This is a genomic window from Tabrizicola flagellatus, from assembly GCF_008271465.1.
Taxonomy (GTDB): Bacteria; Pseudomonadota; Alphaproteobacteria; order Rhodobacterales; family Rhodobacteraceae; genus Tabrizicola; species Tabrizicola flagellata.
The window spans coordinates 555331-577218 of the sequence record NZ_VMDU01000001.1 but is presented as its reverse complement, the minus strand read 5'-3'; the positions used below and the strand labels follow the sequence as shown (position 1 = coordinate 577218).

General features: G+C 67.2%; 26 protein-coding genes and 1 tRNA gene. 12 read left to right on the top strand and 15 right to left on the bottom strand.

From position 1 onward, the window contains the following. Positions 1-6: 6 nt before the first annotated feature. Together FL625_RS02795 and FL625_RS02790 are read left to right on the top strand one after the other, a co-directional pair. Positions 7-81 (top strand) — tRNA-Gln (locus FL625_RS02795). 135 nt (positions 82-216) lie between these two features. Continuing rightward, positions 217-456 (top strand): hypothetical protein, encoded by a 240-nt coding sequence (locus FL625_RS02790; RefSeq protein ID WP_235019290.1) that lies wholly within the window; start codon positions 217-219, stop codon positions 454-456. A 77-nt stretch (positions 457-533) separates the two neighbouring features. Here the strand turns inward: FL625_RS02790 and kdsA are convergent, their stop codons facing one another. The 4 genes from kdsA to FL625_RS02770 form a co-directional block, all read right to left on the bottom strand. Then, positions 534-1364 (bottom strand): 3-deoxy-8-phosphooctulonate synthase, encoded by an 831-nt coding sequence (kdsA, locus tag FL625_RS02785; protein WP_149587090.1) that lies wholly within the window; start codon positions 1362-1364, stop codon positions 534-536. Between the two features lie 9 nt (positions 1365-1373). Next, on the bottom strand, positions 1374-3098 hold the full coding sequence (locus FL625_RS02780) for a KpsE/RkpR family capsule polysaccharide export protein (protein ID WP_149587089.1): 1725 nt from the start codon (positions 3096-3098) through the stop codon (positions 1374-1376). Beyond that, entirely contained in the window at positions 3082-3735 is a 654-nt protein-coding gene (locus tag FL625_RS02775; protein ID WP_149587088.1) for an ABC transporter ATP-binding protein, read from the bottom strand. Before FL625_RS02775 ends, FL625_RS02780 begins: the two co-directional genes overlap by 17 nt. A gap of 130 nt (positions 3736-3865) precedes the next feature. After that, on the bottom strand, positions 3866-5095 hold the full coding sequence (locus tag FL625_RS02770; protein WP_160147717.1) for a Na+/H+ antiporter NhaA: 1230 nt from the start codon (positions 5093-5095) through the stop codon (positions 3866-3868). 162 nt (positions 5096-5257) lie between these two features. Here FL625_RS02770 and FL625_RS02765 point away from each other — a divergent pair, with 162 nt between their 5' ends. The 4 genes from FL625_RS02765 to rpsI all read left to right on the top strand — a co-directional run bounded on the left by FL625_RS02765 (position 5258) and on the right by rpsI (position 7833). Beyond that, positions 5258-5842: a uracil-DNA glycosylase family protein gene (locus tag FL625_RS02765; protein WP_149587086.1), complete on the top strand. Its 585-nt coding sequence runs from the start codon at positions 5258-5260 to the stop codon at positions 5840-5842. A gap of 4 nt (positions 5843-5846) precedes the next feature. Further along, a complete protein-coding gene (locus FL625_RS02760; RefSeq protein ID WP_149587166.1) occupies positions 5847-6623 on the top strand; it encodes an SseB family protein in 777 nt (258 codons plus the stop codon). 260 nt (positions 6624-6883) lie between these two features. Then, on the top strand, positions 6884-7348 hold the full coding sequence (gene rplM, locus FL625_RS02755) for a 50S ribosomal protein L13 (RefSeq protein WP_135447066.1): 465 nt from the start codon (positions 6884-6886) through the stop codon (positions 7346-7348). A gap of 2 nt (positions 7349-7350) precedes the next feature. Beyond that, positions 7351-7833, top strand: coding sequence for a 30S ribosomal protein S9 (rpsI, locus tag FL625_RS02750; protein WP_149587085.1), 483 nt, complete (start codon positions 7351-7353; stop codon positions 7831-7833). Positions 7834-7890: 57 nt separating this feature from the next. Here rpsI and FL625_RS02745 read toward each other — a convergent pair whose 3' ends face one another. Both FL625_RS02745 and FL625_RS02740 read right to left on the bottom strand, forming a co-directional pair. Further along, complete coding sequence (locus FL625_RS02745; RefSeq protein ID WP_149587084.1) at positions 7891-8136, bottom strand: hypothetical protein; 246 nt, start codon at positions 8134-8136, stop codon at positions 7891-7893. A gap of 164 nt (positions 8137-8300) precedes the next feature. After that, positions 8301-8504, bottom strand: a complete 204-nt coding sequence (locus tag FL625_RS02740; RefSeq protein WP_149587083.1) for a DUF1127 domain-containing protein — start codon at positions 8502-8504, stop codon at positions 8301-8303. A 70-nt stretch (positions 8505-8574) separates the two neighbouring features. Between FL625_RS02740 and FL625_RS02735 the strand changes: the two genes are divergently transcribed. From FL625_RS02735 to FL625_RS02715, 5 genes are all read left to right on the top strand, one after another. Beyond that, positions 8575-9999 (top strand): aminotransferase-like domain-containing protein, encoded by a 1425-nt coding sequence (locus FL625_RS02735; RefSeq protein WP_268815755.1) that lies wholly within the window; start codon positions 8575-8577, stop codon positions 9997-9999. 120 nt (positions 10000-10119) lie between these two features. Continuing rightward, positions 10120-10380, top strand: coding sequence for a hypothetical protein (locus tag FL625_RS02730; RefSeq protein WP_149587081.1), 261 nt, complete (start codon positions 10120-10122; stop codon positions 10378-10380). A gap of 176 nt (positions 10381-10556) precedes the next feature. Continuing rightward, the gene (locus tag FL625_RS02725; RefSeq protein WP_149587080.1) at positions 10557-11426 is read left to right on the top strand and encodes an ABC transporter permease; all 870 of its coding nucleotides are present in this window, start codon (positions 10557-10559) and stop codon (positions 11424-11426) included. Next, positions 11423-12229, top strand: coding sequence for an ABC transporter permease (locus tag FL625_RS02720; protein WP_149587079.1), 807 nt, complete (start codon positions 11423-11425; stop codon positions 12227-12229). The genes FL625_RS02725 and FL625_RS02720 overlap by 4 nt, the downstream gene beginning before the upstream one ends. Before the next feature lie 23 nt (positions 12230-12252). After that, positions 12253-13326 carry an ABC transporter ATP-binding protein gene (locus FL625_RS02715; RefSeq protein ID WP_200833864.1) on the top strand — a complete coding sequence of 358 codons (1074 nt, stop codon included), beginning with the start codon at positions 12253-12255 and terminating at the stop codon, positions 13324-13326. Positions 13327-13505: 179 nt separating this feature from the next. Here FL625_RS02715 and FL625_RS02710 read toward each other — a convergent pair whose 3' ends face one another. The 9 genes from FL625_RS02710 to FL625_RS02670 form a co-directional block, all read right to left on the bottom strand. Next, on the bottom strand, positions 13506-14117 hold the full coding sequence (locus tag FL625_RS02710; protein ID WP_149587077.1) for a TetR/AcrR family transcriptional regulator: 612 nt from the start codon (positions 14115-14117) through the stop codon (positions 13506-13508). Beyond that, positions 14114-14983 (bottom strand): polyphosphate kinase 2, encoded by an 870-nt coding sequence (gene ppk2, locus FL625_RS02705; protein ID WP_149587076.1) that lies wholly within the window; start codon positions 14981-14983, stop codon positions 14114-14116. Before ppk2 ends, FL625_RS02710 begins: the two co-directional genes overlap by 4 nt. Positions 14984-15043: 60 nt before the next feature. Further along, positions 15044-15502, bottom strand: a complete 459-nt coding sequence (locus tag FL625_RS02700; protein WP_149587075.1) for a cupin domain-containing protein — start codon at positions 15500-15502, stop codon at positions 15044-15046. Between the two features lie 22 nt (positions 15503-15524). Beyond that, entirely contained in the window at positions 15525-16124 is a 600-nt protein-coding gene (locus FL625_RS02695) for a TetR/AcrR family transcriptional regulator (RefSeq protein WP_149587074.1), read from the bottom strand. 72 nt (positions 16125-16196) lie between these two features. Beyond that, positions 16197-17117, bottom strand: coding sequence for an alpha/beta fold hydrolase (locus FL625_RS02690; protein WP_235019288.1), 921 nt, complete (start codon positions 17115-17117; stop codon positions 16197-16199). Further along, positions 17107-18024 (bottom strand): homoserine O-acetyltransferase MetA, encoded by a 918-nt coding sequence (gene metA, locus FL625_RS02685; RefSeq protein ID WP_149587072.1) that lies wholly within the window; start codon positions 18022-18024, stop codon positions 17107-17109. Before metA ends, FL625_RS02690 begins: the two co-directional genes overlap by 11 nt. A 51-nt stretch (positions 18025-18075) precedes the next feature. Continuing rightward, entirely contained in the window at positions 18076-18939 is an 864-nt protein-coding gene (locus tag FL625_RS02680) for an ATPase (protein ID WP_149587071.1), read from the bottom strand. 98 nt (positions 18940-19037) lie between these two features. Further along, positions 19038-20129, bottom strand: a complete 1092-nt coding sequence (locus tag FL625_RS02675; protein WP_149587070.1) for an OmpP1/FadL family transporter — start codon at positions 20127-20129, stop codon at positions 19038-19040. 93 nt (positions 20130-20222) lie between these two features. Continuing rightward, entirely contained in the window at positions 20223-21128 is a 906-nt protein-coding gene (locus tag FL625_RS02670; protein ID WP_149587069.1) for a DMT family transporter, read from the bottom strand. A gap of 155 nt (positions 21129-21283) precedes the next feature. Here FL625_RS02670 and FL625_RS02665 point away from each other — a divergent pair, with 155 nt between their 5' ends. After that, positions 21284-21877 carry a nitroreductase family protein gene (locus tag FL625_RS02665; protein WP_149587068.1) on the top strand — a complete coding sequence of 198 codons (594 nt, stop codon included), beginning with the start codon at positions 21284-21286 and terminating at the stop codon, positions 21875-21877. The last annotated feature ends 11 nt before the right edge of the window (positions 21878-21888 follow it).

Below are 21888 nucleotides of genomic sequence, written 5' to 3'. Positions count from 1 at the left end.
CACGGTTGGGGCGTCGCCAAGCGGTAAGGCAGCGGTTTTTGGTACCGCCATACCTAGGTTCGAATCCTAGCGCCCCAGCCAGCCTTCCCTGTTGCACCGGAAGTTGCGCGCGCACCGCCAGCTCCCTGCCGTCCGGTCCGTGCTCCAGTCGCAGTGCCGCACGCGGCGTCTGGGCGCTTCCGGCGACGATGTGCAAGCCAGGGACCCGGCTATGGCATGCGGCTTTACGGCTACCCGATCGCGCCGGTGGTGGTGGGGCTGATCCTGGGGCCGATGGCCGAACAGCAGCTGCGCCGGGCGCTGGCGATCGCACAGGGCGACTGGTCGACCCTCGTCTCCACCCCCCTGTCGGCGACGCTTCTCGGCATCTCGGCGGTGTTCCTCGTCGTGCCGGCGCTGATGCGGCTGCGGGGCAGGGGGCGGGTGCTTTCCCAGATCGCGGGCGATGCGGATTGACGGGGCGCCAACCGCGCGGGGATCTCCGCGCTGCTCTTGTCCGGTGGAGGATGCGGCCGTGGCGGGGGCCGCCGGACTCAGACCCGCAGCGGGTCCGACTTGGCCAGCCGGTCGAAGGCCATCAGGCTTTCGACCAGCGCCGGCATCTGGTGCAGCGGGATCATGTTCGGACCGTCCGACGGCGCGCGGTCGGGCGCCTCGTGCGTCTCGATGAAGACGCCGGCGATGCCCAGCGACACGGCGGCGCGCGCCATGACCGGGGCGAATTCGCGCTGCCCGCCCGATGACGTGCCCTGGCCGCCCGGCTGCTGCACCGAATGGGTGGCGTCCATGACGACCGGCCAGCCGGTCCGCGCCATGATCGGCAGGGACCGCATGTCGGCCACCAGCGTGTTGTAGCCGAAGCTCACCCCGCGCTCGGTCAGCAGGATGCGCGCGTTGCCGGTCGAGGCGACCTTCGCGGCCACGTTCGCCATGTCCCAGGGCGCCAGGAACTGGCCCTTCTTGATGTTGACCACGGCTCCGGTTTCGCCGGCAGCCAGCAGGAGGTCGGTCTGGCGGCAGAGAAAGGCCGGGATCTGGATTACGTCCACAACCCCCGCCGCCTCGCGCGCCTGGCCCGCGTCATGCACGTCGGTCAGGACCGGCATCCCCATGGCGCGCACCGCGGCCAGGATCTTCAGCCCCGCCTCCATGCCCAGCCCGCGCTTGCCCGACAGCGAGGTGCGGTTCGCCTTGTCATAGCTGGCCTTGAACACATACTGCGCGCCCGCGGCCCGGCAGGCCTCGGCCATCCGGCCCGCGATCATCTGCGCATGGTCCAGGCTTTCCAGCTGGCAGGGCCCCGCGATCACCAGAAGCGGGCGGTCGTTGCCGACGGTCAGCCCGCCGATCGTCACATCCTTCATGCGCTGTCCCTACGACGAGACCTGTTCCCGCAGGATCGCGGCGGTCATCGAGACCATGAGGTAAATCCCCAGAAGGATCAACATGGTGACCAGCGTGTTCTCGAAGGCGCGCGGATAGGCGGGTTCGTCCGGCGGGATCGGGCTGACCGACAGCGACAGATAGCGCACCTGGCGGTTGGCCTCGATCCGCGCGGTCTCCATCGACTGCAGCGCCTGGGCCAGCAGCATCTGCCGGGTCTGCATGTCGGCCTGCGCCACGAGCAGTTCGCCCTGAACCTCGGCCAGGCTGGTCGCGCCGCCGGTGTTCTCGGTCAGCCTCGCGCGCAGCGCGGCGACCTCGCTTTCCAGCGTGGCGATCCGGCGCTTGACCGGTTCCATCCGCGCCTGGTTCGGATTGGGGTTGGCTTCCATCTGTGCCAGCGACAGACGCTCCTGCGTGAGCTGGCTTTCCAGCCCGCTGATCTGACCGACGATCAGCCCGACCTCGGAGTCGGTGGAGAGGATCTTGAACTTCTCCTGCAACTCGATCAGCCGCTTCTGCGAGGCGACCAGGGCCTCCTGCGCCGCATCATAGCCAGCCTGGGCGTCGCGCATCTGGTCCTCGCGCAACCGTTGCGTCAGGTGATCGACCTGACCTTCGGCGTAACTGACAAGCTGGCGCGACCAATCGGCCGCGATCTGCGGATCGGCCGCCATCACGTCCATCCGGATCACGCCCTCGGTCGTGTCGAACGAGATCTTCAGGAACTTGCGATAGACCTTGTAGGCCGCCTCCAGCGAGGCATCCGGTGCCAGCCGCTGCAAGGGGTCGAAACGCGCGTCCTGGAAATGCGCGCGGAAGCCGAGATCCGCATCCAGCCTGGTCATCGCCTCGCGCGATTGCAGATAACCCTGCACGGCGATCGAATCCTGCGAGGTCGCGAAGGCGGTGCCCGAAAACAGCCCGCCCAGAGAGCCACCGGACGAAGTCGGACCGGCCTGCTGGATCACGAACTCGGTGCGCACCGAATAGATCGGCGTTGCGATCACATAGAAATACCAGCCGGCAAGGAAGGTCGGCAGCAGCACGAAGGCGAACAGCCGCGCCCCGAGCAGCGCCAGCCGGCGGCGGCGGCGGCGGGCAATGTCCTGCTGCATCCGCAGGATCTCGGCGGCCTGGTTGATCTCGGCGCGCTGCTCGGTGGAGGGAACCGAGATCGGCTTGACCTTCTTCGGCAGCTGCACCTGGTCGCCCGGAAGCCGGGTCAGCGCCCGGCTGTCCGGGCCGGGCGGGCGGGCGCCGCCGCCGGCCGCTTCGCCGTTGGAACTGACGACGCGCAAGAGCGAGGCCCGCGAGAAGGGATCGATCCCGGCCTCGCGCAGCTGGCGGACCGCGTCGAACTCCGAGGTCGGCTTCATGCCGTGCTTCTCGGCGATCGCCAGCGCGCGCCGCAACTGGCGGCCGGTCAGCCCCTCGGCCGCGATTGCCGCCAGGGCGGCCTCGATCTCTTCCGGTGTCTCGGCGCGCGGGACAGACTGCTGCGTCCCGGCGGCCAGCGGCTCCGCGGGGCCGGGCGCGGCGCCGGCTTCCTGCGATGCGGGCGCCGGACGATCGGCGTCGCGACGGAAGTCCAGGTTGCCAAATCCGTCGTCATGGTTGTCGAACACGCCTGCGTCGCCGGTGCCCGCATCGGATGGCACGGGCCGCTCGACCCTGCGGATGTGATAGCGCGAGGCCTTAGGATTGGTAGTCATAGAGCCGTTTCGCTTCTTCAAGGGTCTCGAACTGGTACAGCTTGCCGTCCTTCAGCACCGCCGCCGAACGGCAGAACCGTTCCAGCGTCCTGGCCGAGTGCGACACGATCACCACCGTGGAGTTCTTCAGCCTTTCCTGGAGGATGTTGCCAGCCTTGCGGTTGAACTCGACATCCGAAGTTGCGGGCATGCCCTCGTCGATCAGGTAGATGTCGAACTCGATCGCCAAGAGCAGCGAAAAGGAAAAGCGCGAGCGCATGCCCGAGGAATAGGTGGACAGCGGCATCTCGAAATATTCGCCCAGACCGCAGACCCAGCGGCAGAAGCTTTCGACGTAATCGGGGTCGAGGCCGTAGAGCCGCGCGATGTAGCGGCAGTTTTCCTTGGCCGAGTGCTTGCCGTTCACCCCGCCCATGAAGCCCAGCGGAAAGGACACGCGCGAGGTCTTGCGGATCGTGCCCTCGTCGGGTTTTTCCAGGCCCGCCATCATGTTGATGATCGTGGTCTTGCCGGTGCCGTTCGCGGCCAGGATGCCAAGCGAGTTGCCGAGTTCGACCCGGAACGAAGCGCGGTCAAGGATCACCTTGCGCTGCGTTCCCGTCCAGAAGGATTTCGAAACGTTTTGGAACTCGATCATCACGGCCTCGGCGCCCGTGGGTCGGACGTCTTCGCTCTTGCCTACGGCCATATCGTTAACATCGCGTTTGTGGCCTTAAAAGGGCCGCGGCCGGGCCAGAGGCGCTTGCCGGCGGGGAATGGCGCCCGGTTCACGCATCCGTGCGCCGACCCGGCCGCCTGCCTGCCGGCAGCAGGAGGGCCAGCGCGCCGGCCAGAAGGCTGATGGCCAGCCCGAGCCGTGCCGCCTCCTGCATCGCTCCCCCCGGCAGCGCGCTGTCCAGGGCCAGGACCGGAACAGTGAAGCCAGGCGCAAGAACCACGACGACGCGCAGGATGTCGCGCAGGCTGATGCCGGGCGGCAGCTTCAGGCCCAGCACCGCGATGGTTCCGAGGCCGAGCACCAGCATGCCCAGGGGCTTGCCGATCCACAGGGCCGCCAGCGTCGTCACCGTGGTCGGCGCGAAGGCTGCAAGATCGACGCCGCCGCGCGTCAGGCCGAACAGGAAAAGGGTTGCGGTCAGCGGCCAGGACAGGGCATGGGCCAGCCGGTTCAGCGGGTCGTGCAGCAGTTCCTCGGCCTCGGCGAAGGGGCCGAAGCTGCGGTCGGCATGGGCGATCGCCGGGATCACCGGCAAGAGGCCCAGCACCGGCGGCAGGCCGGCGGCGGCCACGCCGATCCAGGACAGGACCCCGGCCAGGACATAGGGCCAAAGGCGGCCGCGGGCCTGGCGCAGCCGTTCGGGTGCCTCCGCCGGCAGCGCGCGCCCGTAAACCCCCCAGACCGCCAGCGCGGCAAGGGCCGGCAGGGCCAGCCACACCAGCCTCAGCGAGACGAGGGGCTGCGACAGGCCGAGGACCAGCAGCGCCAGGATGTCGGTCGCGACAGCCAGAAGCAGCAGCAGGTGCAGCGCCGGGTGCCCCTGGCCGAAGACAGCGCGCCCGACCAGGTAGCACAGCACCACATCCGACCCCAGCGGCACCTGCCAGCCGGTGGCAAAGCCCGCTTCCTCGGCGGTCTCGATCAGGCTTGCGCTCAGGATCCAGACCAGGGCCGCGCCGGCCAGGCCACCCAGCACCATGCCCGCAGGCAGGGCCGCCTGCCGGCCGCGCAGCGACCCGTGCTCGGCCACCAGCGCCTCCCACAGCTCCTTGCCGACGATGAACAGGAACAGGGCCATCAGCCCGTCCGAGACCAGCGTCATCGGCGTCAGGCTGATCGGCAGCGGGGCCATCCAGCGCGGCAGGTCCAGATCGAGAAGCCGCCATTCGATCGCGTCGTAATAGCTTGCCGGCGCCAGATTGACCCAGAGCGTCGCAAGGATGACGCCGGCCAGTAGCGCAAGCGCGAAACGGGGCAGGACGGAGGAGACACGATACATCAGACAGGGTCCGGCTGGAGGGTCGGACCATTTGACCCGGAATGGTCCTGCCCGCAATGGCCCGGGCGACGGATCGGCGGGGATTGCCGGGCAGGGCGCCTTCCGGTGGGGCAGGGGACCCGCAGCCTTGTATCTCGCGCGCCGGACGCACAGGTTGCCCTCATGACCCTTTCTGCCGAGATCCTGGCTTGCCGCCGCTGTGCCGACCGCTTCGCCGTGACCGCGACCGCCCATGCGCCGCGCCCGGTGGTCTGGTTCCGCCCCGGCGCGCGGATCCTGATCGCCGGTCAGGCGCCCGGCGCGCGGGTGCATGCCAGCGGACGGCCCTTCACCGACCCCTCGGGCGACCGCTTGCGGCAGTGGCTGGCGCTGACCGAGGACGAGTTCTACGACCGGTCCCGCATCGCCATCGTCCCGATGGCCTTCTGCTTTCCCGGCTACGACGGCAAGGGGGCGGACCTGCCGCCGCCGCCGCTCTGTGCCGCCACCTGGCGGCAGCGGGTCCTGGGCGAACTCGGTCCGCCACGCCTGACGCTTCTGGTCGGAGGGGCGGCGATCCGCTGGCATCTCGGCCCGCGCCCGGTGACGGCCGCCGTTGCGGATTGGCGCGGGCCGGCCGCGCAGGGCGTCTTTCCCTTGCCGCATCCCTCCTGGCGGAATACGGGGTGGCTGAAGCGCAATCCCTGGTTCGAGGCCGACCTCCTGCCGGTCCTGCGCGCCGGGGTGCGGGAGGTGATGGATGACTGAGCTTGTGACGCTGCTGGATGCCGCCCATGCCGCCGTCTCGGCCGAGCCCGAGAACGAGGCCTTGCGCCTGCGCTTCTTCGAAAGGCTGGCAGACGGCGAGCTGGTCGTGCTGCTGGCGAGAGAGGCCGAGGGCGAGACGCTGGAGCCGCAGGTCTTCGACCTCGAGGACGGGCCGGTCGTGCTGGTCTTCGACCGGGAAGAGCGGCTCGCGGCCTTCACCGGCGGCATCGCGCCTTACGCGGCGCTGCCGGGACGGGTGATCGCGGGGCTTCTGAAGGGGCAGGGGATCGGCATGGGGGTGAACCTTGGCGTCGCGCCCTCGTCGATGCTTCTGCCTGCCGAGGCGATGGACTGGCTGGCCGAGACGCTGGAAGACGCGCCCGAGGAGGTCGAGGCGCTGCCCGAAGAATTCCACGCCCCCGCAGTTCCCGAGACGGTGATCGCGGCGCTGGATGCCAAGCTGGCGCGGGCCGGAGGGCTTGCGGTCGCGGCGCTGCTGGCCGGTGTGACCTACCGCGATGGCCGGCGCGGGCATCTTCTTGCGCTGATCGATGCGGCTACCGGGGCAGAGGGGGCGCTGGCGCGGGCGATGAACGAGGCGCTGGTCTTTTCGGGCGTCGAGGCGGGCGAGCTGGACGTGGTGTTCCTCCCTGCCGCCTCGCCCGCGGCGACGGCGATGGCGAAGGTCGGCCTGCGCTTCGACCTGCCGGAGCCCCAGGTGCAGAACCTGTCACCGGCCGCCCCGGGGATGGATCCGTCGCGCCCGCCGAAGTTGCGCTAGCCGGATCGCGCGCCTGCGGCGCAAGACCGAATCTCGCCTCTGGCCGTTCCGGCCAACCGGCTCGCGATGCCTTCGGCGAGAGTATTTCGGAAAGGGGCAAGTCCTTGCGGATTGGGGTAATATGATACCTTTGTTTTAAGTGATTGTTATCATGCGGAAAAAAGTCACATATGGTGCTTGACGCTGCAATCCGGTTCGGCGATAAGCCCGCATCCGAGATCCCGGGGGCAGTGGTGCCCCCTTCTTCATTGGGAATAACGATGAAAACCTTCACCGCTACCCCGGCGGACATCGAGAAGAAGTGGATCCTGATCGACGCCGAGGGCGTCGTTCTGGGCCGCCTTGCCACGATCGTCGCCAACATCCTGCGCGGCAAGAACAAGCCGACCTTCACCCCCCACATGGACATGGGTGACAACGTCATCGTCATCAACGCCGACAAGGTGCAGATGACCGGCAACAAGCGCAACGACAAGGTCTATTACTGGCACACCGGCCATCCGGGCGGCATCAAGCAGCGGACCGCGCGCCAGGTGCTGGAAGGCGCCCATCCCGAGCGCGTCGTGATCAAGGCGGTCGAACGCATGATCACCCGCAACCGCCTCGGCCGTCAGCAGATGACCAACCTGCGCGTCTATGCCGGCCCCTCGCACCCGCACGAGGCGCAGCAGCCGACCGTTCTGGACGTCAAGTCCATGAACCCGAAGAACACCCGGAGCGCGTGATCATGGCCGACATCAAATCTCTCGATGACCTGAAATCGGCCGTGGGGTCCGCACCCGCCGCCGTCGAAGCCGCGCCGCGCCAGCCCGTCCGCGACAAGCTGGGCCGGTCCTATGCCACCGGCAAGCGCAAGGACGCCGTCGCCCGCGTCTGGGTCAAGCCCGGTTCGGGCAAGGTTGTGGTCAACGGCAAGGAAATGGCGGTCTACTTCGCCCGTCCGGTGTTGCAGATGATCCTGAAGCAGCCCTTCACCGTGGCAAACGTGGAGGGCCAGTTCGACGTCTACGCGACCGTCGCCGGTGGCGGGCTTTCGGGCCAGGCCGGCGCAGTCAAGCACGGCATCTCGAAGGCGCTGCAGCTTTACGAACCCAGCCTGCGCGCACCGCTGAAGGCCGCGGGCTTCCTGACCCGCGACAGCCGCGTCGTCGAACGGAAGAAGTACGGCAAGCCGAAGGCCCGCCGTTCCTTCCAGTTCTCCAAGCGCTGATCCCTCGACTTTCCGGTTCGAAAGGCCCGCCCCGGTGGCGGGCCTTTTGCTTTGCGGTCAGGCCCTTGCGGCCAGAAGTTCGGCGGTGCGCTTGGTGTTGTGGTAGATGCCGAGGAAGAGATACAGCAGCCCGCCCATGAGAATAACGTATAGACCCCCCATGACCAGGATCATCAGACCTTGCAGGAAGCCACCCTTTGGGCTTCCCATGGCCATGACGGCGAAAATCAGGACGGCAATCATCATCAGCACGACGATGACGGCAATGAGCTTCTCCAGAGCCAGGATGAAAAAGTCACGCATGAACGCGGTTCCCTTGTCGTTATGGTTGAGTCCTTCTTGGACGCGTGCAACCTGACGCAAGGCGGAACTTCACGCAAGCGTGAGCATTCCGACATGAAAAAAGGGCCGGGAAGACCCGGCCCAGTTCAGGGGTAAGAGCGTCGGGACGCTCGGGGAACTGACACTCAGGGCTGCCAGAAGGGTTTCGCGATCTCGCGGCGGACGTCCTGCGCGTCAAGACCGATATCGCGCAAGAGATGCGCGTCGAGGTGGGACAGGCGCTGGCGGTCGCGGCGGCGGGCGGTTGCGGCGGAAAATGCGGTCAGGATGCGCGCGAAAAGGCCCCGCGGGGCGCGCAGCGGAAGGGTCTGGATCCGGGTCTGGGGCATTGCTGCCTCCTCCGATTTGTATTGATACAAAAGCCTCAACGAGGTAAGAACAATCTACGCTTGCCCCGCAATGAGTCGCCAGAGGATTATTGTGACTGATACAACTTGGGCGCCAGATCTGAGTCAATTTCCCGGTCCGAAGTATCTGGCCCTGTCCCGCGCCCTGCGGGATGCAATCCGCAGCGGTGCCTTGCCGGCCAATTCGCAGCTGCCGACGGTGCGCGATCTGGCCTGGCGGCTGCACCTGACGCCGGGAACCGTGGCGCGGGCCTACCAGCTTGCGACGCAGGAGGGGCTGCTGGCGGCCACGGTCGGGCGCGGCACCTTTGTTGCGGCACAATCGCCGCGGCTGGGGCCGACCCAGCCGCTCTACACCGAGCGGATCACCGGAGGGGCGACCGGGCTGGTCGATCTCCGCCCGCCCCAGGTGCCCGAGGTCGGCCAGGCCGAGGCGTTCCGGCGGGCGCTCCTCGACATGGCGGGGACGACGGGTCAGGGCTGGCTCGACTATACCAGCCAGATGGGCGAGGCCGCCCTGCGCGCCGAGGTCGTCGGCTGGATGGGCGACCGCATCCTCGGCCCGATCGGACCCGAGGATGTGGCGCTGACCCATGGCGGGCAGAACGCGATTTCCCTGATCTTCGACTGCTGCCTGCGCGGCGAGCGGCCCGTGGTGCTGATCGAGGAACTGGCCTATCCGGGCTTCCGCTATGCCGCCCGCGCCTCGCGCGCCGAGGTCGTCCCGGTCGAGATCGACGACGAGGGCATCGTCCCGGCGGCGCTCGAGGCGGCCTGTCGCCGCCATGGTGCCCAGGTCCTCTGCCTGACGACCGAGGCGCAGAACCCCACCACCGGCCGCATGCCCGTGAAACGCAGGCAGGAAATCGCCGAGATCGCGCGGCGTTACGACCTCCAGATCCTCGAGGACGACTGCTATTCGGTCGCGGTCTCGGACATACCCTCCTTGCGCGCGCTGGCGCCCGAACGGGTCTGGCTGGTGGGCTCGGTGTCCAAGACCATCTCCGCCGCCTTGCGCTTCGGCTATGTCATATGCCCCGCAGGCATGGGCGAGGCGGGGCGCCTGACCGCGCAGCACGGTTTCTTTGCGCTGTCGCGCCCGGTGGCGGAGCTGATGCTGCACCTCTTCCGGTCCGGCGACGCGCAGCGCATCCGCGAGGCGGTCCAGGCCGAATTCGCCGCCCGTCAACAGATCCTGGTCAATCACCTCGGGGCCTTCGACCTCGGCTGGCAGCCGGGCGTGCCTTTCGTCTGGCTGCGTCTGCCGCAGGGCTGGCGCGCCTCGACCTTCCTGCGCACCGCCGAGGCGCGCGGCGTGCTGGTCCGCTCGGCCGATGAATATGCCCTCGTCCACGGGCGCGCCCCGAACGCGGTGCGCATCGCCATCGCCGCCGGTGTCCCGCGCGAGGCCTTCGAGACCGCGATGCGCACGCTGGCCGACCTCCTCGCCCGTCCGCCCTCGGACCTCCTGGTCTGAAAATCCCGACCTGTTGCAAAAGGGACTCGCTCACGCGGATTTGCCCGGATGCCCGATTGACCGGTCGGCCGTCCTTGCCGCACCCTCCGCGCACGAGCAGATAAAAAGCGAGCCCGAACAATGGGACTTCAACATACCTTCCACGCGCCGCATGGCGGCGCGGATTTCCTTGGTTTGCGCAAGAACCGGCACGGCAGCACCGAGATCGTCTATGACGACGGTGTCGCGCGGCGCATGATCTGGCGCGTGGCCTCCGACGACCCCTCCGAAGCGCGCATCAGTGATGCCCTCCGCGTCGCGGTCGGCTCGATCCGGGTGGTGCCCACGCTTTACGACGAGCTGAAGAAACGGGCGATCGCGATCGAGCGGGTCGCCTCCTGAGGCGCGGCCGGGCGTCCTGCGGCCCGGCCGGTCCCGCCCCTCGTGAGGGGTTGACCTCGGCGCCGGATAGGGTTGATTTCAGCGCGAAATGATGGCCCTCTTGCCTAGACGCGGTCATCCGGTCTAGGTTTGATCAAATCACAAGGCCACCGAAGCGTGGCCGGACAGGGGGAAGCATGGCCACAACGCCGCGTTCCGAGGCCCGGGCGGGCCTCAAGCTGATCAGTCCGACGGCGATCTATGTGATCCTGCTCCTCGCCCTGCCGCTGGCGACGGTGCTGATCTACTCGGTGATGACCGGCGGGCGCGGCAACGTCTCCTTGCCCCTGACCTTCGACAACTATGCCGAGCTCTGGTCCAAGCCGGTCTATGGCTACATCCTGCTGAAGTCGCTTCTCGTCGCGCTCACCGTCACCTTCATCACGGTGGTGCTGGCCTATCCGGTGGCCTATTTCGTCAGCTTCCACGTCAAGCCAGACCGCAAGAGCCTCTGGCTGTTCCTGATCACCATCCCGTTCTGGACCAGCTACATCATCCGCGTCAGCCTCTGGTTCGTGATCCTCGGCTATGACGGGCTTCTCGACAAGACGCTGATGTCGCTGGGCATCATGGACAGCCAGCTCAACTTCTCCAGCTACGGCATCCCGGCGATCATCTTCGTCCTGGCCCATGCTTATGCGCCCTTCGCGGTGCTGCCGATCTTCGTCAGCCTGGAAAAGGTGGACCGCTCGCTGCTCGAAGCCGGGCAGGACCTCGGCGAAAGCCGCTGGGTCACCTTCCTGCGCGTCACGCTGCCCCTGTCGATGCCCGGCGTGATCGCCGCGGCGCTGATCGTCTTCATCCCCACGGTGGGCGACTATGTCACCCCGAAACTCGTCGGCGACGGGCGCGAACCGATGATCGCCAACTTCATCGAGACGGCACTCCTGAAACTGCGCAACTACCCGCAGGGTTCGGCCTTCGCCGTGGTCTCGATGCTGATGGTCGGTATCGTCAGCGTGGTCTTCGTGCTGCTGAACCGCCGCTTCATCGGAGGCTCGAAATGAAGGCTCCCTGGCTGCGCGGCTTCACCTTCCTTTACCTGCTGTTCCTCTACAGCCCGATCCTCCTGTTGCCGATCTTCGCCTTCAACGCCTCGAAGGTGGTGTCCTTCCCGCTCTCGGGCTTCACCACCGACTGGTTCGTCGAGATGTGGAACGACCAGAACCTGCGGATCGCGGCCAAGAACAGCCTCATCATCGCGCTGTCGGTGGCGACGCTCTCGACCATCCTCGGCATCTTCGCCGCCCGCGCCTCGGTGCGCTACCGCTTCCCCGGCAAGGCGCCGATCATGGGCCTGATCATGCTGCCGCTCGTCCTGCCCGAGATGATCGTGGCCATGTCGCTCCTCGTCGTGCTGCTGTCGATCGGCGTCAATCTGTCGCTGCTGACCGTCATCATGGGCCAGGTGCTGATCTGCACGCCCTTCGCCGTGGCGATCCTGACCTCGGCCTTCCAGTCGCTCGACCGCTCGCTGGAAGAGGCGGCGATGGACCTGGGCGAGACCCAGTGGTCCACCTTCCGCCTCATCATCCTGCCGCTGGTGATGCCGGGGATCCTGGCCAGCTTCCTCATCTGCTTCACCATCTCGTTCGACGAATTCATCATCGCGAACTTCCTCGGCTCGGGTCAGCCGATCCTGTCGGTCTACATCTTCGGCCAGTTCCGCTTCCCCGCCAAGGTGCCCTCGATGCTGGCGCTGGGGACGGTGCTCGTCTGTTTCTCGATCATCCTGCTCGGCTTTGCCGAGTACATGCGCCGCCGCGGCATCGCCAAGGCGGGCGGCAAAGATACCGGAGGCTTCCTGTGACCTTTTCCGACGACCGCCCGACGATGATCGAGTTCAAGGACGTCCACAAGTATTACGGCGACTACCACGCGCTGCGGGGCATCAACGGCACGATCAAGGCCGGAGAGTTCTTCTCGCTGCTCGGTCCCTCGGGCTGCGGCAAGACCACGCTCCTGCGCACCATCGCCGGGTTCGAGGACATCTCCTCGGGCGTCATCATGATCGACGGCAAGGACATGGCCGGGGTGGCCGCCAACGTGCGCCCGACGAACATGGTGTTCCAGTCCTACGCGATCTTCCCGCACATGTCGGTGGCCGAGAACGTGGGCTTCGGCCTGCGCAAGGATCCGCGGTCGAAGGAAGAGAAGGCAAAGGCCGTGGCCGAGGCGCTCGAGATGGTGGGCCTCAAGGGCTATGGCAACCGCGCCGCGCATGCTCTGTCGGGCGGCCAGCGGCAACGGGTGGCGCTGGCCCGCGCGCTGATCCTGAAGCCCAAGGTGCTCCTGCTGGACGAACCTCTGTCCGCGCTCGACAAGAAGATGCGCGAACACATGCAGGTCGAACTCATCAAGCTGCAGCGCCAGGTGGGGATCACCTTCATCCTGGTGACGCATGACCAGGAAGAGGCGCTGGTCATGTCCGACCGCATCGCCGTGATGTTCGAAGGCGAGATCGCCCAGCTGGCCGATCCCGAGACGCTGTATCGCCGGCCGAACTCCAAGAAGGTGGCGGATTTCATTGGCACGATGAACTTCATCCCCACGACCGTGCTCTCGGAAAGCAACGGGTCGGTCGAGATCGAGGCCAAGGGGCTGGGCCGGGCGACGCTCGATGCCTCGATGGCGCCACCGGCGAAGGGGGAAAGCCCGGTGGTGGGCCTGCGCCCCGAGACGCTGACGCTGCTCTACGACGACCAGAAGGCGACCGAGCGCGAGACGGACGGGGTGATCGACGAGGTGATCTACTTCGGCGACATGACCTATTACGATGTCTATCTCGGCGGCACGGATGTCGAGGTGCGACTGTCGATGCGCAACGTGCCCGGCCGCCCGGTGCTCGAGGTCGGCGACAAGGTCCGCGTCGCCTGGAGCCCCTCGGCCCTGGTTCTGTTCCGCTAGCAGAAACTCCTCGTTCGACTGCGTCTCCTCGTCGTGCGACCCCGCAGCGAGGAGCGACGAAGTCGAACGACGAGCGGTGGTCAGGGCCTTCGGACAGGGGTTAAGAAACCCCTGACGTCCGCGAGCAAAATATTGATATTAAACGATAATCGGCGATTGTCCACCGTGGACACATCGGCTCAGCGATCCGGTGACAAGAGCCCGAGGCCCCGCAGGTAGATGCCGATCCCGGTCTCCAGGAGGTCTTCGGGAGGCCAGGGCTGAGGGCCGCCATTCCCGCGCAGGAACAGCTCCACCACCCCGTGGCTGACCGCCCAGACATGGGCCGAGACCATGCTCGCCGGCGGCCTGCGGGCCTCGGGCAAGCCCCGGACCAGCCCCTCGGCCGCCCGGTCCATCGTCGCCCGCGCCTTGGCCGCGACCTGGGCCAGGTCCGGATGCTGCCCCGGCTGCAGCCCGCTCTCGAACATCGCCTGGTAGTGGCCGGGATATTTCCGCGCGAAGGCCAGGTAAGCCCGCCCCGTCGCCTCGAAGGCGGCAAGGGGCGTGGGCCGCCCGCCGTCGTAGGCGTATTCCAAGAGCGCCGCGAAGATGTCGAACCCCTGCCGCGCGACCTCGGCCAGCAGGTCGTCCCGCCCCGCGAAGTGCCGATAGACCGCCGCCGGCGTCACGTCCGCCGCCTTCGCCGCCTCGGACAGGGTAAAGCCCTGCGGACCCTTCTCGGCGATCAGCGCCAGCGCCGCCTCGACCAGCGCCTGCCGCAGGTTGCCGTGGTGATACCCGCGCTTCATTCCCGAAGCTTCGGCCCGCCGCAGATCTTCCCGTCGATCTCGCCGATCGCATCCGTGTCCTTCCCGGCATAGTCCACCGAGGAAAGGATGGTCTGGATCGCCGCGATCCGCGCGCGCTTCTTGTCGTCGGACAGGATCACCGTCCAGGGCGCATGCTTGAAATGGGACCGCTCCATCGTCTCGTCGATGGCCTTGCAATAATCGTCCCACTTCGCCAGCCCGTCCACATCGATCTGGGACAGCTTCCACTGCTTCAGAAGATCCCCCTCGCGGTCGAGGAACCGCTTCAGCTGCTCGGCCCGCCCGACCTCCAGCCAGATCTTGCGCAGGATGATGCCCTCCTCGACGATCATCTGCTCGAACTCGGGCAGCTGGCGGAAGAACTTCTCGCGCTGCTCGGGGGTGCAGAAGCCGAAGACATGCTCGATCATGGCCCGGTTGTACCAGCTGCGGTCATAAAGCGCGATCTCGCCCCGGGCAGGGAACCAGTCCACATAGCGCTGGAAATACCATTGCTGGCTTTCGCGTTCCGTGGGCTTGGACAGCGCCACGACATAGGCCTGGCGGGGATTGAGATTCTCGGTCGTGACCTTGATCGTGCCGCCCTTGCCGGCCGCGTCGCGGCCCTCGAAGACCACGATCAGCCGTTGCCCGGACGCCTTGATCCCGGCCTGCATCTTCGCCAGCTCGATCTGGAGCGCGCCCATGTGCCGGTCGTAGTCCTTGCCCTTGATCTCCTCCCGGTAGGGGTAGGAGGGCGTCAGGATGTCGTCCTTCCCCGACGCCTCGATGGCCTTGCGCACCTCTTTCGGCGCGCCTTCGCGGAAATAGCGGCTGATCGCGCCGTCGAAGGGAAGCTTGGTCATGGGTCGGTCCTCCTGCCCGGCAGAGTAGAGGGATTGCCGGGCAGAAGGAAGCGGTCCCGATCAGCCGGGGGACGTGACCATGCCGATGCCATGCCGGGCCATGGCGGCGGCAATGGCGGGGAAGTCGGGCATTTCGCCCGGGGCAAGCGGGGTGTCGCGGCCGATGTCGCGGAAGAAGGCGATCATGCTGTCGTCCAGCATCACGAGGAAGCGGACCGGCGCATCGCCCTCGTTGGCGTAGTTGTGCGGCTCCATGCTGCTGACGGCCGCACTCTCGCCGGGGTTCAGGCGGACCGTCGTCACACCCTGGGGCCCGAAGCTGCGCAGCGTCAGCGTACCCTCGACCACGGCGAAAAGCTCGGGTGAGGCATGGGTGTGCGGCGGGGTGCCCGAACCGGGAGGTGCCTCGACCTCGATCAGGTGGTTCGCGGTGCCGGGCAGCTGGCCCAGGAAGCGCAGATGGTCGGAGACCACCCAATGGGTCTCGATCCGCTCGCGCGGGGTAATCGTGATCGTCATGGTCATGTCCTTCAGGTGGTGATCAGTCCGCGTCACTGGCGGGGCTGGCGGCAGCGGACAGAAGCCGTTCCAGCGCCCAGGCGGCGGTCTGGCCGGCTTCCGCGCCGGTCAGACCGCCATAGTCCTTCAGCACCTCCCAGGCGGCGGCGCTGTAGAGAAGATGGGCCAGAGCCTCGATCCGAGCCTTTTCGGCCGGGGACAGGTTGGCCGTCACCGGCGCCAGGCTGGCCGAGAAGGCCGCGCGACGACGGGGAAGCTGCGACAGGCGCATGTCGCGGCCCGCCCGGCTGTGCAGGCCGGCCCGGACCGCGCCTTCCAGGCTGTCCATCCGGGCAAAGCCTTCGCGGATCGCCTGGGCCAGCGCCGCCGGGTCGCCGGGCGCGATGGTGACGCCCAGCCGGTCATTCAGCCACTGGAAGGCTTCGGCCAGCAGCGCCTCGCGGGTTTCGAAGTGGCGAAAGACGGTGCGGCGTTCCACCCCGGCTGCCCTTGCGATGGCGTCCATCGAGGCGTCTTCCTCGGCCTGCATGAGTTCGATGGTCGCCGCCAGGATCCGCTCGCGCGTCGCCTTGGCCTGCTCTTCGCGCAGCGCGGATCTGTAGGGTCGGGGGGAACCGGACATCGTCGCCTCTCATTCGATGGCACCATGTGTGACATCAAATTGGCGGCCTGTCAATTAGTGTAACTTATAGTGTCACCAATTTTCGCTGGCGCGGTCGATGGCCTCGATCACCCTGTCGGGGTGGGAATGGTGCGGCATGTGCCCGGCACCCTCGATCACCGTCAGGCGCGCGTTGGGCAAGAGGTCCGAGACCGGGCCGGAGTGGATGGAGAGCGGCACGATGGTGTCGGCGGTGCCGTGCACCAGTTCCACCGGCAGGGTAAGCGCGGGATAGCGGGGCTCCATCGTCACCAGCTCGGCGCGCAGCGCGTTGACCTGTGCGGTGTTGGCGGCCAGCGTCTCGCGCCGCAGGGTCAGCGCCGCGCCCAGCCAGGCGTCATAGCCGGGCGGCACCGGGTCCGGGGCAAAGACCGCGGCGGTCGCCTGCCGCACATAGCTGTCCGGTACCCAGGCCGAGGCCAGCGGCACCGCCAGCGCCCGGCCGATCGCCGTCGAGGTCACCCGGTACCAGGGGTCGAGCTTGCCCGGCCAGGGCATCGAGGGGCTGGCGACCAGCACCAGCGCCCGCGGCCCGCCCTCGAGCGCCCAGGCGAGCGCGACGGACCCGCCGTAGCTCTGGCCCAGCACCACCGGATCGACGATCCCCAGTTGCGCGAGGCCCGCCTTGATGTGTCGCGCCTGCGCGCGCAGGCTGGTCTCGGGCAGGGGGTCGGAATGGCCCAGGCCGGGCCGGTCCACCACGGTGACCCGGTAGCGGCCGGTCAGCCGGTCGCGCAGGGCGAAGGTCAGGTCGCGCAAGGACCCCGAGGCGCCGTGGATCAGCACCAGATCGGGGCCGCTGCCGGCCGTCTCGTAGTGCAGCCGCAGGCCATCCACGGTCACGAACTGTCCGCTGGGCGGAAAGGCGGCCTCGGCGGCAGCCTCGCGCGCCGCGGCCCGCCAGTGGGTGACACCGGCGAGGCCCAGGGCAGCGATGAGGAAACTAGCGGCCAATCGCTTCGATATCATATGGCGTGGACTGGTAGATCTCGTTGATCCAGTTGCCATATAGAAGATGCGCGTGGCTTCTCCACCGGTTCAGCGGCGGGCGCGACGGGTCGTCATCGGGATAGTAGTTGACCGGCACGTTGATCGGCGTGCCATTGGCCACGTCGCGGTCGTATTCCTGTTTCAGCGTATCGCTGTCGTATTCGAAGTGGTTGAAGATGTAGAGCGCCCGGTGCCCTGCATCCTCGACCAGGCAGGGGCCGACCTCGTCGCTGCCAAGCAGGGTCTTCAGGCCGGGGGCGGCGTCGATCTCGGCCTGCTTCATCTCGGTCCAGCGGCTGACGGGGATGACGAAATCGTCCGAGAACCCGCGCAGGTAGGGGGAAGTCGGCGCAAGATTCTGGTGGCGGAAGCATCCGAAGGCCTTGGCCGGCAGCATGTGCTTTTGCACGCCGTGGAAATGGTAGATCATCGCCATGCCGCCCCAGCAGACACCGAAGGTGGACTGCACGTTGGTCTGGGTCCAGTCCATCACTTCGCACAGCTCGTCCCAGTAGGTGACTTCCTCGAAGGGCAGGTGCTCGATCGGCGCGCCGGTGATGATGAGTCCATCGAACTTTTCGCCCTTCACCGCCTGGAAGGGGCGGTAGAAGGTTGCCATGTGCTCGGCCGCGGTGTTCCGCGTCTCGTGGCTGGTCATGCGGATCAGGTGCAGGTCGATCTGCAGGGGCGTGGCGCCGATCAGCCGGGCGAACTGGTTCTCGGTCTGGATCTTCTTCGGCATCAGGTTCAGGAGGCCGATCTTCAGGGGGCGGATATCCTGATGCGCCGCGCGGTCGGGGGTCATGACCATGACGCCCTCGGACCGCAGCACGTCGAAGGCGGGCAGGGTTTCGGGCAGGGTGATGGGCATGGTCTGGTTCCGGTGAAGAAGGCAGGAAGCTAGAGGCGCTCGGCGGCGAGTTCAAGGGCCCGCCCGGTCGATGGCCTTGGCCATGAGCCGGTCGAAATCGGCGGCGCTTTGCACTTCGCCCACCTCTTCGGCCGTCACCGTCACCCCCCAGCGCGCCATGGCGGCATAGCGCGGCTGGCGGTGGGCGAGGGCGCGGGCATAGGTCCAGCGCACGAAATGGTCGGGATCGCAGCTTTCCTCGGAAACCGAATGGGTTGCGCGGTATTCTTCCCGCGCCGCATGAAGGAAGTGCGGCTGGTAATACATCGGTTTCGGCGCGCGGTCGAACCGGCGGACAAGCTCTGCGGTATGCGCGTCCGACCCCTTGATCCAGACCATCAGCAGCGTCTCGGCCAGCTGGCGCATCACCGGGTCGTCGGGGTTGTCCGGCTCCACCACCTCGCAGATCGAGCCCGAGGTGTCGCAGACGAAATGCGGATAGCCGTAGATGTCCTCGGCGCGCTCCATGAACCGGGCGGTGTCCAGCGTCGCTGCGATCTCGGCCTGGCGGTGCTGATCCTGCCGCTTCATGTATTCGGCGAAGGGCAGGCCGCCCCGGGCCGGATCGCCGGGCTTGCCGAGGTAGGTGGACAGGGGCGCGAGGTTGTCGAAGGTGATGTTCGAGGCGATGTAGACGCTGTCGGTCATCAGAAGCTCGCGCAGGAGCGGCACCTTCATCGCTTCGCGCTTGAAGTTGTCGGCGATGTATTCGCCCATGTAGCGGGTGCCGATCCGGTAATCGACCGAGTAGTGGAACCAGTCGCCGTGGTCGCGCAAGAGGTTGGAAAGCCGGGTCTTTCCCAGCCCCGACATGCCGAACAAGAGGATCCGCTTGCGCGGAGCCGCCAGATAGTCCTGTCCCGAACGGTAGATCATCGCGTCACCCCCGGCGCCGGTCTTACCGCCCGTGCGGCGGCTTCACAATGCAAAACCCCGCCCGGAAGGGGCGGGGTTCGCGCATGGCTTGGGCTGGCTCAGAAGGACCAGCCGACCTTGATCCCGACGCCGACGACCGAGTTCCCGGTCATCGAGGCGCGGGCGGTGTCGGGCGTGCCGGTCTCGGGACGGGCGTCGCCCAGCTTGGTATAGTTGATCCCGGCGGTGATCTTCATGTTGTCCATGGTGTAGACCGCGCCGATCGTGGCGCCGATCCGCCCGTTCGTCGGCGCGAGCGGCGAGACCAGGTCGTCGGTGCCCTTGCCCTCGTAGTTCAGCGAGAAGGATCCGGCCCAGTTCTCGTTGAACCGCCGCGCCACGCCGAGGGTGTAGGTCACGGTATCCTCAAGCTCCACCAGGCCGTTCCCGGGGAAGTTCACCGGGTCGATCAGGAAGTTCGACCAGTCGGCCCACCGGATCTGGCCGAAGACCAGCGTGTCCTTGGCGACACCCGTCTGGAAGTCGAGGTTGACCGTCTGCGGCGTCTCGACCTCGGTCACGGTCCCGGTGGCCGGCGGGATGATGGTCTGGGTGGTGGCCATCTCGTGCTTGATCGCCGAATTGTAGGTCAGCGCGATGCGCAGGGCGATCTCGGGCTTCTCGTAGGCGACGCCGATCAGGTAGCCCGGTGCCCAGTCGCCGGCGAGCTGCACGTCGTAGCCCGACAACGCGCCATAGGCCAAACCCTGAAGCCGGATGTTGCCCTTGGCGTGCTGCATGCGCAGGCCGCCATGGACCGAGAAGGCCTCGTTGAACTTGTAGCGCATGATGCCCGTGACGGCATAGGTCTCGGCCTGGGCAGTGGTTCCGCCCAGCAGCGGCGAGGTCAGCGCATACTGGATGTCGGCACCGAAGGGCTGGTCGATGTTCAGCGCCATCGAAAGCCGGTCGTTGATGTCGTACTTGTAGCTGAAGCCGAGCTGCGTGTAGGTGCCCCCCACATCCCCGGTCGGCGCCGTGGCCACGTCCCGGCCTTCGATGGTCGGCGAGGCCAGGCCAAAGGACAGTTCCAGGTAGCGGCCCTTCTCGAACAGCGCGCCAAGGCCCTGGCCCGACCGGTCGATCCCCCCGGCCATCGCGCCCGATGCTGCGGCAAACACGGCGACCGACGCCATGAGAATTCGTTTCATTGTTCTCTTCCCTCGAACTGATGTCCCGCGACGGGACGCTCCCCGACAAAAGGCTATGCGGCCGGGGAGAACGGGTCAATCAATGACGCCACGTCACGGTTTTGTGACCGTCTGCCCCTGTGGCCCGGAGGCCCCACCCGCCCCGTTGCGCTTCAAGGTCAGCCAGATGCCCGCGAAGATCAGCCCGGCGCCAAGAAACAGTGTCGGCTCGATCGGTTCGGCGTAGAACAAGGCGCCCACCGCCGCGATGATCGGCAAGCGCGCGAAATCGACCGGCACGACGACGCTGGCGGGCGCCAGGCTCAATGCGGTCGTCAGACAAAGATGCGCGCTGATCCCTGCCACCGCGATCAGCCCCAGCCAGGGCAGCGTCGCCGCGGTCGGAAGCGCCACCGGCCCCATCAGCACCATCGCCACTGTGCCCAGCACCGCCTGCATCAGCGTCAGCCAGAACAGGATCGAGATGATCGCCTCGCCCCGGGTCAGCGCCTTGGTCATCATCGTGGTCGCCGCGAAGAACACGGCCGCCGCCGCCGCCGCCAGCACCCCGGGCTCCAGGGTACCGAACCCGGGACGCGCGACGATCAGCACGCCGGCGAACCCCAGCGCCGCGGCGGCAAGCTTTCGCCGGGTCAGGCGCTCTCCCAGAAAGAGCGGCGACAAGAGGATTACCCAGATCGGCGAGGTGAACTCCAGCGCGAAGACCTGGGCCAGCGGGATCAGAGTGATTGCCCAGAACCACAGCGACTGGCCGGTGAAGTGAAAGAGATTGCGCAGCACATGGCTGCCCAGCCGGTCGGTGCGGATCCTGCCTGTCTGGCCAAGCATCAGGCCGACTGCGACGACGATCACCCAGCCGATCATCGACCGGAAGGCCAGGATCTCGAACGTATCATGTGCGCCCTTGATCTGCCGTGTGGCGATGGCCATGGCGGTGAATGCGGCGATGGCCCCGGTCATCCAGGTTGCGGCGGCAAGCGGGCGGTAGGTGCTGGTCATCGCGGCACAGTCGCCGCGGCTTCGGCAATTGTCCAGCCCGAGCGGGAGGAACCGGGGCAGCTGTGCAGCGAGGCACAGATGCAGGCAATGGAGGGCGGTTGTCCGTCATGTGGGCGCGCCCTATTTGCAAGCGCATGCCACAGGAGAATTCGACGATGAGCCTCGATGCGATCCATGCCCGCCAGCCCGACCACCCGGTCGCGGCGCAGTTTACCGACCGCTGGTCGCCGCGGTCCTTTACCGGCCGGGCGCTGTCCGAGGCCGAGGTGATGTCGCTCCTCGAAGCCGCCCGCTGGGCGCCCTCGGCCTCGAACCACCAGCCCTGGCGCTTCGTCTGGGCCAGAGCCGGAGAGCCCGCCTTCGCCGCGATCCACCAGGCGCTGACGGGGAACAACCTCGTATGGACGGCGCGCGCGGGCGCGCTGATCGTGGTGGCCTCGAAGGACGCCGTCACCAACCGCGAGGGAGCGGAGGTGGCGAACCGAACCACCGGCTTCGACACCGGGGCGGCCTGGATGAGCCTCGCCTTGCAGGCCCATGCGATGGGACTTGTCGCCCATGCGATGGGCGGGTTCGACAGGGACAGGCTGGCCCAGGCGGTCGGCTTGCCTGCGGGCCACACGCTGCACTGTGTTGTGGCGGTGGGCGAACAGGGCGCGGCCGAGGCTCTGTCTGAAGACCTGCAAGCCCGCGAAAAGCCGAGTTCACGCAGGCCCGTGGCAGAGATCAGCCGCCACGGGCGGTTCTAGCGCCCGCTCCT